The organism is Nocardia colli (assembly GCF_008704205.1).
Lineage (GTDB): Bacteria > Actinomycetota > Actinomycetes > Mycobacteriales > Mycobacteriaceae > Nocardia > Nocardia colli.
On the sequence record NZ_VXLC01000025.1, the window covers coordinates 113,069 to 129,457 of the forward strand.

11 protein-coding genes are annotated in these 16,389 nt (G+C 66.1%); 7 read left to right on the top strand and 4 right to left on the bottom strand.

Translation table 11 applies throughout. The features are described 5' to 3' along the window. Window positions 1-230: 230 nt before the first annotated feature. Window positions 231-971 (top strand): VOC family protein, encoded by a 741-nt coding sequence (locus tag F3087_RS37150; RefSeq protein ID WP_150406809.1) that lies wholly within the window; start codon window positions 231-233, stop codon window positions 969-971. A 222-nt stretch (window positions 972-1,193) separates the two neighbouring features. Continuing rightward, a complete protein-coding gene (locus F3087_RS37155) occupies window positions 1,194-3,146 on the top strand; it encodes an FAD-dependent oxidoreductase (RefSeq protein ID WP_150406810.1) in 1,953 nt (650 codons plus the stop codon). Here F3087_RS37155 and F3087_RS37160 read toward each other — a convergent pair. Together F3087_RS37160 and F3087_RS37165 are read right to left on the bottom strand one after the other, a co-directional pair. Next, complete coding sequence (locus tag F3087_RS37160) at window positions 3,143-4,141, bottom strand: endonuclease/exonuclease/phosphatase family protein (RefSeq protein ID WP_150406811.1); 999 nt, start codon at window positions 4,139-4,141, stop codon at window positions 3,143-3,145. The two genes, F3087_RS37155 and F3087_RS37160, sit on opposite strands and share 4 nt — an antisense overlap. Before the next feature lie 7 nt (window positions 4,142-4,148). Further along, window positions 4,149-5,036, bottom strand: coding sequence for an MBL fold metallo-hydrolase (locus tag F3087_RS37165; protein ID WP_150406812.1), 888 nt, complete (start codon window positions 5,034-5,036; stop codon window positions 4,149-4,151). Window positions 5,037-5,147: 111 nt separating this feature from the next. Here F3087_RS37165 and F3087_RS37170 point away from each other — a divergent pair, with 111 nt between their 5' ends. From F3087_RS37170 to F3087_RS37190, 5 genes are all read left to right on the top strand, one after another. Next, entirely contained in the window at window positions 5,148-5,813 is a 666-nt protein-coding gene (locus F3087_RS37170) for a TetR/AcrR family transcriptional regulator (protein ID WP_150406813.1), read from the top strand. Window positions 5,814-6,026: 213 nt separating this feature from the next. Then, window positions 6,027-6,413: an SseB family protein gene (locus F3087_RS37175; RefSeq protein ID WP_150406814.1), complete on the top strand. Its 387-nt coding sequence runs from the start codon at window positions 6,027-6,029 to the stop codon at window positions 6,411-6,413. 20 nt (window positions 6,414-6,433) lie between these two features. Continuing rightward, on the top strand, window positions 6,434-7,054 hold the full coding sequence (locus F3087_RS37180) for a hypothetical protein (protein WP_150406815.1): 621 nt from the start codon (window positions 6,434-6,436) through the stop codon (window positions 7,052-7,054). A gap of 2 nt (window positions 7,055-7,056) precedes the next feature. Then, window positions 7,057-13,863 (top strand): putative T7SS-secreted protein, encoded by a 6,807-nt coding sequence (locus F3087_RS37185; protein WP_150406816.1) that lies wholly within the window; start codon window positions 7,057-7,059, stop codon window positions 13,861-13,863. Beyond that, window positions 13,860-14,276, top strand: a complete 417-nt coding sequence (locus tag F3087_RS37190) for a hypothetical protein (RefSeq protein ID WP_150406817.1) — start codon at window positions 13,860-13,862, stop codon at window positions 14,274-14,276. The genes F3087_RS37185 and F3087_RS37190 overlap by 4 nt, the downstream gene beginning before the upstream one ends. A gap of 94 nt (window positions 14,277-14,370) precedes the next feature. On the opposite strand, the gene F3087_RS37195 is transcribed toward F3087_RS37190, so the two are convergent. Both F3087_RS37195 and F3087_RS37200 read right to left on the bottom strand, forming a co-directional pair. Further along, window positions 14,371-15,699: a DoxX family protein gene (locus F3087_RS37195; RefSeq protein WP_150406855.1), complete on the bottom strand. Its 1,329-nt coding sequence runs from the start codon at window positions 15,697-15,699 to the stop codon at window positions 14,371-14,373. Beyond that, window positions 15,699-16,304 carry a M15 family metallopeptidase gene (locus tag F3087_RS37200; RefSeq protein ID WP_150406818.1) on the bottom strand — a complete coding sequence of 202 codons (606 nt, stop codon included), beginning with the start codon at window positions 16,302-16,304 and terminating at the stop codon, window positions 15,699-15,701. Before F3087_RS37200 ends, F3087_RS37195 begins: the two co-directional genes overlap by 1 nt. Between the last annotated feature and the right edge of the window lie 85 nt (window positions 16,305-16,389).

A 16,389-nucleotide genomic window follows, 5' to 3' on the forward strand; every position in this document is an offset into this window, starting at 1 on the left:
GTGCTGAGTTCAGGGCCCGTACAGCACCTTCGCGGCCCACCTTGCCTGCGAACACTCCCCCGGACGGCCGTTATCTACCTACCGCACGGTAGGGATCGAAACGCAAGATAAGGCCGTAAACGGAGGATCAACCTCTAGTTTCGAGACACTACCGCACGCCGAATCGGCACCACGCCCGGGCCGAAGATATTGCGTATGCCGTTGCGGGACACGGTGCATAGGATCGCCGCATGGGGACACGGCTCGTTCAAGTCAATATCAAGGCCCGCGACGACGCGGCGCTCGGCCGATTCTGGGCGGACGCGCTCGGCTGGGGCCTGTCCAGCGAGGGACCCGGCGTGACCAACGTCGAACCCCCGGGTCGCACCTGGCCGGACCCCACCGCGCTCTACATCGACGTCGTCACCGTCCCGGACCCTGAAACCGTGAAGTACCGGGTGCATCTCGATCTCGCCACCACCTCCGCGGCGCATCAGGCGGAATTGGTCGCGCACCTGCAAGAGCTCGGTGCGACGCCGGCCGACGTGGGCCAGGGCGACGTCCCGTGGACGGTGCTGGCCGACCCCGAGGGCAACGTCTTCTGCGTCCTGGAACCCCGCCCGGTCTACCTCGACACCGGACCGATCGCCGCCGTAGTGGTCGACTGCGCGGATCCCCGCGCCATGGCCCGATTCTGGGGTTCGGCGACAGACTGGACCGTGCACGAGGTCGACGACGATCACGCAACATTACGTTCGGCCAAGGGCGTCGGCCCCTACCTCGAGTTCCTCCGCACACCCGACCTGAGATCGATCCGCACCCGCGTCCACCTCGACCTCCTTCCCTACGCCGGCGATGACGCCGCGGCCGAGGTAGCTCGACTGAAGACGCTGGGCGCCAAAGAAACCGACATCGGCCAGGGCGACGTGCCATGGACGGTCCTGTCCGACCCGGAAGGCAACGAGTTCTGCGTCCTCGCGCCTGGACGCTGAGCGAGGCGACCGGCCGCAGCCAGGTTTGCCCCGACTTGGCACACGCATCCAGTAGCCGGGTGCGCCCACACCCGCTCCGGTCTATCGAGTATCGCAGACCTCAAGCAAGTGAATGATCATTCTTTTGCCGAAGGACTCCTACCTGCATGTTCGCGTCAAAATGCGCGCGGAGTCCGGGCGACGTGATTAACTCGACCGGCGTTAGGAAAAGGGGAGTTTCATATGGAGCCTACGGTTGCGCAGCGGGCAGCGCTGAGCATGATCTGCGATACGTTCGTTCCCGGCGATGGGGCGTCGTTGCCGGCGGCGAGTGAGCTCGGCGCGGTCGATACCGTGTTCCGGTTGCTGGCCCGCAGTCCGCGGGAGGCGGATCGTAAGCAGTTGGCAATGCTGTTGGGGTGGTGGGATTCTCGACTGACGGGAGTGCTGCTCGGGGTGGGGGCGCGACGGTTTTCCATGCTGTCGCAGCAGGAGCGTGAGCGGGCATTGCTGCGGCTCGGCGATTCACGGTTGGCGCCGGTGCGCGCGATCTTCCAAGCGCTCAAACAGGCAGCGTTGTTGGCCTACAACGTGACTCCGGGGCCGACTGGCACCAATCCGTTGTGGAAGGAGATCGGTTACCCCGGACCGGCCGGGCCGCTCGGTACCGCCGCACAGCCGGTGCTGACGCCGATCCGGTGTACCGAGAACACCACGCTCACTTGCGATGTCGTGATCGTCGGATCGGGTGCGGGTGGCGGCACCGCGGCGGCCGTGCTGGCCGAGGCCGGCCTCGATGTGATCGTGCTCGAGCGTGGAAACTATTACGACGACCGGGATTTCGGCGCGGGTGAACTCACCGCGCTGGAACAGCTCTACGCTCCCGGCGCCAGCTCCTCCGAGGGGCAGATCACCCTCGTCGCCGGCACCTGCCTCGGCGGCGGCACCGTCGTCAACTGGAGCACCTCCCTGCTCACCCCCGATTCCGTTCGCGCGGAATGGGCCGAACTCGGTGCCGCACAATTCGCCGAGGCCGAGTTCGGCGACGCGCTGGAGGCGGTGCGCCGCCGACTCGCGATCACCGACACCCGCTCCCCGCTCTCGGCCCGCGACGCTGTCCTGGAACGCGGAGCTCGGGCACTCGGCTGGGATGTGAGTGACTTGCCGCGCAACGTAACCGAGGCCTGTGACGCCGGAATCGAATGCGGCTCCTGCGGTTACGGCTGCCGAGTCGGCGCCAAACAGTCCGTCACCAAGACCTGGCTCGCCGATGCCGCCGCGGCCGGTGCCCGGCTTGTCGTCGACGCGAACGTCCGCAGCATAAAGGTGAACAACGGCCGTGCCGAAGGCATTTCGGCGATCACCGAGTCCGGCGCGCAGATCGAGGTGCGGGCCCGCGCGGTGGTCGTCGCCGCAGGCGCGGTGCAGACACCGGCGCTGCTGCGCCGATCCGGTTTACGCAACGAGAACATCGGACGCCACCTGCGCCTGCATCCAGCCGCCGCGGTGTTCGGCGTCTTCGACGAGGAGGTGCGAGGCTGGGAGGGCGCACTACAAGGGCGTATCTCCCGTCAGCACGCGAATCTCGACGGCAACGGCTACGGCGTCATCTACGAGACGGGCCCGGTCCATCCGGGCCTGGCCCTCGGCTTCATGGGCTGGCGCGGCGCGGACGCGCACCGCCGCACCCTGCTCGACTTCGCGCACACCACCCCGATCGGCGTCATCACCCGCGACCGCGACTCGGGCACCGTCGCCGTCGACAAAACCGGCGAGCCGATCGTCAACTACCGCCTGTCCGACTATGACGCCGCCCACCTGAACACCGGAATCGAAGGCGCCGCAAGCATTCTCGAAGCGGCGGGCGCTCGTCGCATCTTCTCGGGCCATCAGGCAGGCGTGGACTACGAACCCGGCCGCCGCGGTTCGCACGCCGACTTCGCCGCCGCCTGCCGCGACGCGGGCTACGGACCGGGCCAGTGCGCGATGGGCGCCCTGCACATCATGGGCTCGGCCCGCATGGGCGGTTCTCCGCAACTCTCGGCCACCAACCCCGACGGCGCGACCTGGGAGGTCGCCAATATCGTTGTCGCCGACGGCTCTTGCTTCCCCACCGCGTCCGGCGTCAACCCGATGGTCTCGATCGAGGCGATCGCCTATATGAACGCGAAGCGGCTGGCAGCTCAGTTGACCTAGTCGGCGAGTTCGTACGTGGCGAGAATGCCTTTGTGGTCGCTGCACCACCGCGCGGGCGAGGCGGCGAAATTGTCCTCGGTGGGTTCCTCGTGGCGAGTGCCGCGCACGATGGTTCCGCGGGGCCCGACGATGCCGACGGTGGACAGGGTCAATGCGGTCCCGCGAGCGAAGACGAAGTCGACGCGGTCACGTTCGTCGGCCTCAGGGGCCCAAGCGAGTTCGGAAACATCCACCTCGACGTTGTCCGAGGGCCAGGTGAGTCCGGGGTGGGTAACCGGATCGGGATACGTCGATCGGTAGGCATCGATGAAACCGGCTTCGTGCAGGAGCCGAGTGGACTCCCAGGCCACCACCACACCGTTGTGGTCGAACATGTTCGCGGTAGCGGGTGTCCAATCCAGCTCCGAGGGTTCGTTCAAGTCACCGGCCATGATGACCGAAGCCCCTTGTGCGGCCTCGGTTTTCGCGTCGGCGAGAAAGCCGCCGATGACGTCGGGGCGTCCCGAGGCCGCGTTGACGCGCTGGATCACCGCAGAGTCGGTCACCGGGCCGCCCGGCAGCTTCTCGAAGTTGTACTCGGCGAACTCATCCGGTTGCGGGACCCCCGGGCCGTAACCCCGGGGCAGGTTGCAGGCGTACCAGCGAAACTCCAGATGCGCCGAGTAGACGGTGAGCCGCCGTCCGCCGATGTCCAACCGCGCCTTGACCATCCATCGCAGATCGGCACTGTCCTCGACCGGAAACACGGTCAGAATGCCCGTGTCGTGCGAGCTGACCGCGTTGAATTCGTGCCCGCGCCGGGCCAATTCGGCCGCGACCGCCGTGGTTGCCTCGGTCGCCTCCGACAGCAGCACGATCGAGGCCCGAGTCTCGACTATGAGGTCGGCGATCAACTCGGTGCCGTGCGAGACCTTGCTACCGCTGTGCCACACGTTCAAGGCGAGCACCCGGAACTCCCGTACCGGCGAACCCGAGTCGTCAGCGTTTCGCGTCATCGAACCATCATGGCTGCAGAGTCCGCTCTGGGGCGTGCACCGGCAACGTGTCGTAGCCGGATGAGTGAGCTGGTGCGAAGCGATCGAACTCGACGGGGTCGTGCGCGCAGAAGATGTCCGCCTCGCCGGTGGTGGCGAGTTCGCGCAGACGTTCGACGTTGTGCAGGCGGTTGGATCTGTTGGACTGCATGGCGTATTGGAAGACTTTGAATCCGAGCGGGCAGGTCGGATCGGCGGCGAGTTGACCGTGGAAGTCGTAGGAATCACCGGCGTGCAGCAACCAGCGCGGGCCCTCGGTGGCGCCGGTGTCGATCGCGACACCGGCGTGGCCGCGGGTGTGGCCGTCCAGTGGGACGAGCAGGATTTCGGCGGGCAGGCCGGGTAATTCGCGCACGGCACGGAATCCGAACCAGTCGGCGCCCTCGGCCCGATGCTCGACCCAGTTCGGGCCGTGCGCCCAGGACGCGCCCGCGTAGCGCCGCCGTTCCATGAACGTGAGCGGCCTGCGCGCCGCTTCGAGTTCGTCCGCGTTGACGTGCACCGTCGCGTGCGGGAAATCCGGTAGGCCGCCGGTGTGGTCGATGTCGAGATGGGTCATCACGATGTGCCCGACATCGCGGGCCGAATAGCCGAGTCGTTCGATCTGCCGGATCGCGGTTTCCTCGGGATCCAGCACCGGATGGACACCCAGGACGAACTCGGCGCCGAGAGTTTCCTTCGGTCGCGCGATGTCGTTGGTGCCGATGCCGGTATCGACCAGCACGAGTTGATCCTCGGTTTCGATCAGCAGGCAATGGCAGACGCATTTCCCGCGGCCGAACAGCGAACCGGTCCCATTGACCAGTCGCGGTGACGGTGGACGCAGTGTTCCGCAGTTGAGGTGATGTATCCGCATTGATACTCCTGCCGTTGACGGGCGTTTCAGTTTCCCCAGCATGCCCGACCCTTTCAGCAAAGTCTAGAAAATCTTCCAGACTCCAGCTTCCGAACGGCTAACATCAACGTCATGGCCCCTGCCGATCCGAATCGCGCCTCCACCGCCCGCACCCGGCGGCATCGCGCCGCGGGCGCGGCCCGCCGTGACGCGCTGGTCCAGGCCACGGTCGCGGTGGTAGCCGAGCAGGGCATGGCCGGCGTCACCCACCGCGCGGTGACCGAGCGCGCCGGAGTACCCCTGGCCACGATCAGCTACTTCTTCGAATCGATCGACGCGCTCGCCGAAGAGGCACTGCGCGTCTTCATCGCCGAGCGAGTGCGGGTGCTGACCGCGCTCAGCGACGCGCTCGCGACAACCGACCACGACATCGCCGACCTGGCCACGCTGTTCGCCGACGCCGCGGCGGCGGATCGCACCCAGAGCATGGCCATGATCGAGGCGGTGCTGCACGCAGGTCGTCATCCCGGACACCGCACCGCAGTCGCCGCGGCGCTGGACGCGCTACGGCAGGTCGCGGTCACCACGCTCCGCGCCGCCGGAGCGAACGACCCCGAGACCACAGCCGAATCCTTCGTCGCCCTGATCGACGGCTTCGCCCTGCACGCCCTCGCCGCAGAAACCCAGCAGGTCGATCGAATCGCCCTCCGCCGCGCCATCCAGGCCCTGTTCCTCGGCGAACTCGTCGCGGCAGGCCGAATCGAAGACGCCACACACCTGGCCGCGCAATCGACTTAGACCGGCGGCGCGCCCCCAGTTCCATTGGCATCGGCGATGCCCGAGAATTGCCGAAAGCTGTGTCAACCGGTCTTGCAGCCCAGCTGAGAATGACTGTGCCACAAAAACTATGGGCACTTCGGAGAATTTCCAGCGCACCCGGAGCGCTGATGGGTATGCGTACAATATTGGGTTAACCGTTCCGCAGGCAATGCTGAGGGGAAGGTCCGGGGGATGTCTGATACCGACGGCCGGGGAGCTCTGCGCAGTGAAATCGCGGCGTTCTATGCCGGTTTCGGTCAGTCCGACGCCTTGCAGGCCGCATTTCGGCAGGCGGCGCTGTTCGTGCCGGTGACCGAGGAGGAGCGCGTCACCATTTCCCAGCTGGGTGGCGTCGATTGGCTGTGTGCCTTCACCAGCATCGAGGAATACGCCCGCTACATGATGGCGCGCGGCTATCTGACCGAGAACGGCATCGGGGCCGACCGCGAGTATCGGTATCACACGCTCGCGGGGTGGCGGTTGCTCGAATACGCCGAGTCCCGGGAGCAGCCGACCGGCATCACGGTCGACATCGTCGGGTCGGCCCCGATGGCATTTCCGCCGGAAGTGACCGAGTAACAAAAGAATCGAGGGGGCACATGGCACAGCAGGTGAAAGTCGACCCGGCGGTTCTCCAGCAGGCCGCGAAAGGAATCGAATCCACCATCGGCGAGCTGTCGAACATGGGCATCGGCGAAACCGGGAATATGGGCCGCGGGTTCTCGCTGCTGACCATGTCGACGCTGGAGGCGGGCAAGCAGACGGTCCAGAAAACCTTCGAGGAGTTCACCGAGCGGTGGTCGTGGGGCGTGCGCGCGCTGGTGCAGGCCGGCAACTCGATCGCCATGAGCCTCGGGCTGGCGGCCGGACGCTATCACGAGATGGACACCAAGCTGCAGGACCTGGGCAAGAAGATGTGGACGCACCTGGCGGGTAACCCACACCTCACCGATGAACAGATCACCAGCCGGTCATGGGGAGATACGTTCTCCGACAACGCGTTCAACCACATCCGCAACGCCGACTACAGCATGGCGTCGTTCGACAAGGCGAACCAGAAGATACAGACGAATTGGAAAGTGATCGAAGCGGTCGGCCCGCAGGCGTACGCGAACCTGTCCCCCATCACCGGCAGCCTGATCACCGGTGAGACACCCGGCTGGAACACCGGCGCGGCGCAGAAGGCGGCCGACATCATGAAGGAGTCGGGGGGACAGTAACTTTGGGGTTCTGGGACATCGTCGACAGTATCGGCGAAGCGATCGAGGATGGCGTCGAAGCGGTTGTCGAAGGGGCCGGCCAGGTCATCGACGACACGCTGGACTTCGTCGCCGACGGCGCGAAAGCGATCGGCCTGGACGGCATCGCCGAGGGATTGGATGATCTAGGCGACAATATCGCCTCGGCCACCGGCGGCGACGTCGAAGAGGAAGAGCTCGGCGAGACGGAAGATCCGAAGGAACTGATCCGCGGCGACCCGTCCGAAATCCACTCCACCGCAGAGACATTGCAGAAGATGGCCGCCGCCGTCGAAGCCACTGGCCAGGCGCTCAAGCAGATCGACGCCGCCGAATGGGTCGGCGAGGGCGCGGACGCGTTCAACGCGGTCTACGACAAGCAGCCCAAGCTGTGGTTCGACTGCGCCGACGCGTTCACCTCGGCGGCGATGGCGATGCGGGCCTGGCACAACGAGGTCAAAACCGCACAGGACAAGGCCGCCGACGCCATCGACAAATGGAAGGCCGCGGACGCGGAGGAGCGCAGGCAGAAGAACTGGTGGAACTCGCTCACCGGCGAGCAGCAGGCACAGACCACGCTGGTCGACACCTGGACCCCGATGCGCAATGATGCGCGAGAGATATTGCGCGGCGCGCGAACTCAGCGCGACAACGGTGCGTCCATCGCGGTGAGCGCCTTCACCGCCGCCACCGAAAAAGCACCGAAGGAGCCGCCTTTCAGCGACCGCTGGATGGCCAACGTCTCGGATCTGTACGGGGTGCTCGAACACGGGGCATTGAACTTCACCTCGGGCCTGCTCACCAGTTTCACCGGGCTCGTGCAGTTCGTGCGCCAGGTCAACCCGACCGACATCTACAACCTGACCCATCCGGCCGAATACGCGGCCGGTCTGTCCGATCTAGCGACGGGATTGGTTGTCGCAGCGGCAGATCCGGGCGCGACGGTATCGGCGATACTGTCCGACGCCAGGAAGAACCCGTTCGAATTCCTCGGTGCGTTGACCGGTGACGCGCTACTCACCGCGGCCACCGGCGGTGGCGGCAGCGCCAAGACCGCGATCAACGCGCTGCGGAAGATCAAAGATGCCAGCCGGCTCACCCGCATTGCCGACGATGTCGGTGACGTCGGACGCCACCTGCCCCGCTCCGCCCCGCGCCCGACGCCGACGCACGAACCGCCCGGCACCCCTTCGCATCTGTCGATGGAGACGTCGCAGCATCCCGCCCCGACGACTGTCGACAACGGGCACACACCCACCAATTCGCACCCGATCCAGGCGAACAGCCATCCAGAGGCACCGGCGACGAGGGCTGAGCCGAGTCCGAATCGACCGGAGTCCAGCCCGACTCAGCACACGCCCGAACAAGCGCCCACGCAACACGCGCCCGAACATCACGCGCCCGAGCCCGCGCCGACACATCACACACCTGACCCCGCGCCGACTCGACACGCGGATCCCGATCCGACACCGGCGCCGCACGCGGATCCATCGCCTGGCCCGAGTTCGCATGCCGATCCCTCGCCGACGCCGAACCAGCATGTGGATCCCGCGCCCGACCGTTCGCCCGCCCCACACCCGGACCCGGACCCGGCGTCTTCGCCGCACACCAGGCCGGACCCGGAACCGGCGTCTCGTCCGAACCCCGATCCCGATCCCGATCCGACGCGCACCGATCCGCGCCCGGAGGCGGCGAATCCGGCAGCGCACGTGGACAACACCCCGTCGCCGCACGCCGGGCCGGAACACGCGCCGAGCCCGCGGAGTGAGGTCGATTCGACACCGGCCCCGCATGCTGATGCGCCTGCACGTCCCGAAGGGACCACCGCTCCGCATACAACTCCCGAGACGACATCGCCACACACCAATCCCGACACAACGTCGCCACACACCAATCCCGACGCGACGTCGCCGCACACGAATCCTGAGGCGACACCCTCCGCGCGCGCGGACGCGGACCGCACTCCGAGCACACGCGTGGATCCCGACTCCGCTCCGGCGTCACACAACCAGCCTGATGGGGCAGCGCCGGGTCGCCCGCACACGCCCGAGGGACAACCCGCCGCCACTCGCCAACCCGATCCGGTCCCCGCATGGCATGGGAATCCCGCGCCCCATGTCGATAGCCCAGCACCTCACACCCGGCCGGACGCAACACCGGGAGCGCGCCCCCAATCAGATCCCACACCCGCGAACCGTCCACACTCCGACGCCCCGCGCTCCGATCCCGCGGCCCGCCCACAGCCCGATCGAGCACCCGCGGCACGCACGAATCCGGATCCGACACCCACGACGCGTTCCCATCCCGACAGGGCCCCGACAGCCCGACCACAGCGCGACCCGGTACCGGCAGGCCGCGCCGACCCGCATTCGTCGCCTTCTGCCCGCACACAACCACATTCGCCATCGCACACACGTCCAGACCACCCACCGCAGCGCCCACATACCGACCCGCCGACCCGCGCCCACCCGAACGAACCGCAGCGTCATCCGGACTCGCCGACCAGCCGCCGTCCGGATGCCGACGCGAATCCGCGAGCGCCACATCATGATCCGGACCGTGCAGCCGATCGCAGGGATGGCGACCGTCCACATGGACCGGATGATCCGCCGCGAGATCGTCATCCGGATCGAGATCACGAGACAGACCACGAGCGCCGGACGGACCGCGATCGCGGTCCGGACCGGGATCGCGGACCAGAGCACGACCGCACGCCTGACAACCACCGCGAACACCAGCCAGACCACGAGCGCCGACCGCATGATCGCCAGCCTGACCGTGATCGTGGACCAGACCGGGATCGCCGACCCGAGCACGACCGCCAACCGGATCACGAACGTAAACCCGACCACGATCGCAAACCAGATCGCGACCACAAGCCCGACCACGACCGCGAACCAGACCGCGACCACAAGCACGATCGCAATCACAAGCCCGACCACGATCGTGACCCGGAGCGCGACCACCGATCTGATCATGACCGCGAACCGAATCGCGATCCCGACCACGATCGCCGACATGACCACGACCGAGACCACCCGACGGCACAGGACCGAGCCGACGCCGACCGCAACGCCCACGATCACGCGCGCGAATCCGGCCCCGAAACCGATCGGACGCCGGAACAGAAGACCTGTTCCGAAGACCCCGTCGACATCAGCACCGGCGAATTCCTGCTTCCTGAAACAGATCTCGACCTACCCGGCGTCCTCTCGCTGACATTGCTGCGCGCTTACCACTCGAACTACCGATTCGGTCGCTGGTTCGGCCCGTCGTGGTCCAGCACCTTGGACGCGCGGATCGTCGTCGAAGAGGCCGGTGTCACGTTCATCGGCGAGAACGCGATGATGCTCGCCTACCCGCATGCCGAGGTCGGCGTTCCCGTGCACCCACTGTCCGAGGGCCAGCAATGGTCACTGACCCGCACCGACGCCGGCGGCTATCGCGTACGGGATCAACGCCGAGAGCTGATCTGGCACTTCGCCCCCGAGCTCGGATTAGACGGCATCGAAGCCAGATTCGGCAACTACGCGGTCTCGGCCATTACCGACCGACACCACAATCGCCTCCGTTTCCACTACGACGCCGACGGTGTCCCGGTCGGCGTCACGCACTCGGGCGGATACCGCGTCCGCATCGACTCCGACCGCGCCCGGATCACCGGCCTCTCCCTCATCACCGACGACCCGGATATCGGCGAGTTCGCTACGCCCATACTGGAATTCACCTACGACGACACGAATCTGATCGCGGTCACCGACGCCGACGGCGCCACCACCCGCTACACCTACGATGCCGACCACCGGATGACGTCCTGGACCGACTCCAACGGCAACCAAATGGTCAACACCTACGACGAGTCCGGCCGCGTCGTCTTCCAACGCGGCACCGCCGGAATCCTCAACTGCGACTACGACTATCTCCCCCTCCCCGACGGCTCCGGCCGCCTCACCACCATCACCGACTCACTCGGCGCCACCACCTCCCACGGCTTCGACCGCGAACTCCAGCTGCGCGACATCATCGACCCGACCGGCGGCCGCACGCACATCGACTACAACGCCGACCGCAGACCACTGGCCATCACCGATCCCGACGGAGCCGTTACTCGCTACGTATACAACGCTGCGGGCGACCGATCGAAAATCATTCGACCCGACGGGAATTCGATCGAGATCGAATATCTCTGGCGCAACCGCCCCAGCACGATCACCTCGCCCGACGGTTCCGTCTCGCGTCGCGAATGGACCGAGGACGGCGACCTCGCCGCCGCCATCGACCCCGCCGACAACCGCACCGAATTCACCTACCATCCCAACGGCGCTCTGGCCACCATCGTCGGATCCAACGGCGCCCGCACCGCTATGGAGGTGGACGCGGCCGGTCTCCTGGTCCAAATCACCCAACCCGACGGCGCGGTAACCCACATCCGGCGCGATGCAGCAGGGCGCCCGACACACATCATCGATCCGCTCGGCTCAGTGACCCGCTTCGAATGGTCCGCCGCCGGAAAGCTACTCCGCAGAACGGATCCCGACGACCACACCGAATCGTGGGCCTACGACGGTGAAGGCAACACTCTCGCCCACACCGACCGCGCGGGTGGGTCGACCCGGTTCGCTTACGGCGCTTTCGATCTCCTGCACTCCCGCACCGATCCCGACGGCTCGATCACCCGGTACACCTGGGACAACGAACGCCGCATCACCGCCGTCCACAACCCGATCGACCAAAGCTGGACCTACGAATACGACAGTGCCGGAAGGTTGGTCGCCGAAACCGACTACGCCGGAACCACAACCCGATACACCTTCGACCGAGCCGGCCGAATCGGCGCGATCACCCCGGCCACCGGCACAACTCGGCACCAACGCCACGACATCCTCGGTCGCCTCACCGAGATCACCGCCGGGGACGCCTGGATCCGTTACACCTATGATCCGGTGGGACGCGTCCTATCTGCGGTCAACGGCGTCGGTGCCGACCCCACCCACTCGCTCGAATTCGCCTACACCACAACCGGAAGCGTGGCCGCTGAGCAGCTCGATACCCGGGCGCCGATGGTGTTCGAGCACGATCAGCGCGGCCACCTGGTCCGCCGGACCACCCCCTCCGGATCCGTAGCCACCTGGCATCATGACGTCTCCGGTCGCCTGGATCATTTCAGCGCCGACGAGCATGACGTCACCTTCGACTACGATCCACTCGGCCGGCTGACCAGCTGGCGCATCGGCGAGCTGGCGGTGACCCGTGGTATCACCACAGTCGGCCAGGTAGCCCACCAAGAGGTGACTGCGTTTCCTGCCAGGTCCCTGTCCCTCGGATCCGGCATGTCCGCTCGACCCGCCCCGCATCTACTCCGTCGCGACGACTTCACCTACCGCCCAGACGGATACCTCACCGCACACACCGTGGTCCGCTCGCAGACCGACGTCCTACAGCGCGACTACAGCCTCGACGCCGCCGGTCGGGTCACCACCGTTTCCACCAACGGCACGCCCACCGAGCGCTATGCCTACAACGCTCTCAGCAACATCACCGACTCCACCACTCCCGCGTCCGGCGTCCACCCGACTTCGACACCCGTTGCCGCACGGCCTCTCCCGGCGCAGGACGGCCGCCGCGAATATCGCGACAACCTCCTCATCCGCGACGGCCGAACGCGCTACCGCTACGACCGAGCCGGTCGGCTGATCCGCAAAACCACCGTCCGACTGTCCCGCAAACCCGACGTCTGGCACTACCGCTACAACGCCTTCGATGAACTCACCGACGTCTGGACCCCGGACCGCCAATGGTGGCACTACACCTACGACGCCCTCGGCCGTCGCACCACCAAACAGCACCTCGCCACCGACGGCACCATCCTCGAGCGCATCGATTACCTATGGGACGGCCTACATCTCATCGAACAGGCCACCAGCACCTCGACCACACGCTGGCAGTACCAGCCTGGCTCACACACACCGCTCACCCAAACCACCGACGGGGCCATGATCGACCGCGAGTTCTATGCGATCATCACCGACCTCGTCGGCGCCCCTACCGAACTGATAGATCCCGCCACCGCCCACCCCGCGGCAACCGCAGGCGCCGACCTCTGGGGCCGGACCGAGTGGCACGGCAAAACAAGCTCCCCGCTACGGTTTCCGGGGCAAATCCATGACCCCGAAACCGGGCTGCACTACAACATGTTCAGGTACTACAACCCGGACACCGGTCAATACCTCACACCCGACCCACTCGGCCTCGCCCCGTCACCCAATCCCTATGCCTATCCCAGCAATCCGCTCAGGTTCATCGACCCGCTCGGTCTGACACCGACCGCGTGCGAGCGGCTGGCCAACTTCGATCGACAGGTCACGCCCGGGGAGCTCGAACGTGCGCCGGCCCCATACCCGGGCGGCGACATCGGGCACGCACTCGAACGACACGGCGTCACCCCGGAGGTCCAGGCGTCCATCCTCAACAACCCGGATCGGGTCTTCAGCGGACGGTACGAGGGTAAACACAAAATCACCGGTGAGCCCTATACGCGCGACGTCGATGTCTACTACCAGGCAGGAACGAACGAATACACCAGGGGTTCGGTGGTGATCACCGAGGCAGGTAACAAGAGGTCCGTCATCACTGCCTATGGTTTGATCGACAAAAGGAAGCCAAAGGTGCGGGGAGCCAAGCTGGAAAACTGGGCGGGCCACCCGAATTACGTCGAGATCCGCACAACTGACGGCGCCCACGAAGTGGTGTATCCCAACCGGGAGCTCTGGGAAAGGAACGGCTGGCCATGACGATCGACAACGGCGCCGAGGACGACCCAGCACCCGGCCGGTGGAGGTCGGCGATCGATGCCCTCGCCGAGAGTCTCGCCCGCCACCTCGGCGAGCCGGTGACCGTGGTCAACACCACCGAGATCGAGCAGGGGTTCTCCTGTCTCGTCCGGGGAGCTGAGCCGTCCGGGCCATCCCTTCAGCTGGCGTGGGAGGGGGTACTCGGCATGGGATACAGCGATGGACAGCCGGACATCAGCGTAGTGCTTTTCCTGTACAGCCGAGGCCGTCGCCTACGGCTCGACGACCAGTCCGGCAGTTATCTCGAGATCGTCTACGAGGGCCCGTTCGACGGCTCCGGAACCTGGCGTGATCTGGGCTGGCTACAGGACGACCTCGGCGAGTTCGAGGGCTACGACAGCTACGGCGACTGACCGACCATTGCGACCGCAGGATCGGCCGTAGCGGGCGGGAATACTCGACTCGCTCCTTCCCGCCTCGACCATGGTCAGCATGACCACGACGTCGCTAGCGGAAGTACGGATAGTCCTGCACCCAGTGGAATCCGCGGCTGCGCAAGGTGAAGCTGTTCAGATCCATGCGTTGCAGGGTGATCGTGACCGGATGGTCGTTCAGGTTTCCGCGGAGTAGCAACTGGTCGGCGGTGGGTCGTTCGGTGGACAGCATCGCGAAGGGTGTTGGGCGTCCGGAATTTTCGTCGGCTACGAGTTCAAGTTGTCCGTTGGGCAGGAAGTCGGCGCGCACGGGTACCAGTTCGCCGTTCATGCGTTGGTAGGTCGCCGCTTTCGGGTCGTCGAAAACTAGCCGCTGCCAACGGTTCTGGTCGGTGGTCAGCGGTGGCACCGATTGTCCGTCGAGGGTGAAGTCGCGTACGTCCCAGATTCCGTACAGCTGGGACTTGGGACTGGCGGGGCCGTACTGGTCTTGCCAGACCACCCAGCGGTCATAGCCGCAACCCAGAGCGACCCAGATACCCAGGGCCACTTGAATCCACAGCGCGATGCGATTCTTCCGGCCGTCGGCGAACAGCGCGGATTGGGTCAGCGGCGCGCAGTCACGTTGCCGCACAAACACATCGACCAGGCGCCGCAGGTACGGGGCGAGCAGGACCACGCTGATCAGCAGCAGATGGGAGGCGAGCACCTTCTCGGGTATGTCGAACGTCAGGTTCGTCAGCAGAACCTGAGCCATACTCGCCAGGCTCACCACCGCGCCCAGCACCGCGGTCCTGGGCACGAACAGCAGCAACCCGGCGACGACTTCCACTGCGCCGAGCGCCATTTCGTACGGATAGGAGCTGCCGATCTGCAACCACAGCACCGACGCCGGACTGAAATCGCCGTACGGCTGCAACAACTGCGCCAGCGTCGGGCCGGGCATCTGGGTGGGGATCAGCTTGGCGAACCCGAACGACAACATCATTCCGCCCAGGCACAACCGCAGGAACAGCAGGAACCAAGCCAGCAGGCGGGGATGAGACGCACGGCGGTCCAAGGCCGTCCACACCGCGGTGACCACCACCGCGACAACCAGGAGGCAGAGCAGCAGCACCCACACAGCCGCCTGGTCGCCGGCTCCGGAATCGTCGTGCTGCACCGCGTCGATCCCGAAGAACGTTCTGCCCACCCAGCCGGTCACGGGGTCGGTCATGGACATGTCCCACGGACTGACGTATCTGCGGACCCAGCGGCCGAGGATGCCGAGCAGTGCGAACGGAATATAGGTGAGGAGCAGGCACCAGAGGCCGAGATAGACGAAACAGAATCGGAACGCACTCTGCGCCAACGGATTCCAGACAGCAGGCGTCGTGGTTCCGGCGGCAAGCGTATCCGTGATCACTGCTGCATCCTCGGGTCCTGCGTGGGGTCGGCATACCGGGCCGGGCAGCCGCGATGGTTGGCCTCGGGACGTAATTCGTAGTGCCAGGGTTCGTTGGCATAGATCTGGCATAACCCGTATTCGGCACCGTGACTGGACAACCACGCCGCGGCCTCGGAGGGACCGATGTCGACCGCCTCCCCCGATACATGCGCAGACGTGTTCGGCGTGGCCACCCATCGGGCGGCCTCCCGCTCCGATCCGTACTTCGAGACCGCCGCGCGCAGTAGCTGCTGCTGGTACTCCGGCGAGCGCCAGCCACTGTTGACGACGAACTCGAGCCCGTCGTCCGCCGCATCCGTCGCCGCTCGGCGCAGCGCATCGAGCAGATCGGGGTCGAGGTTGGCCACGGACGGAACTCCGTCATCGAAGACCGTCACGCCGGCCGGGACCGCACCGTCGTCGACAAGCGGACCGGGCTCGTCGCCGAACCGCGCGACCAAGGAGGATAGCGAGGGCGACGACTGGTAGACAACGACGCCGACGAGCGTCGCGCTGACAACTACGACGGCAGCAAGGACACTCGACCGCAGCCGGCGAGTCGCTGTTTCGCTGTGATTCATGCTTTCAGTCAAGGCAGCGCGGCGTTGCCGTCCTGTATGCGATTTTCGATACGCCGACGATATGTCCCAGCTGGGAGAATCGAGG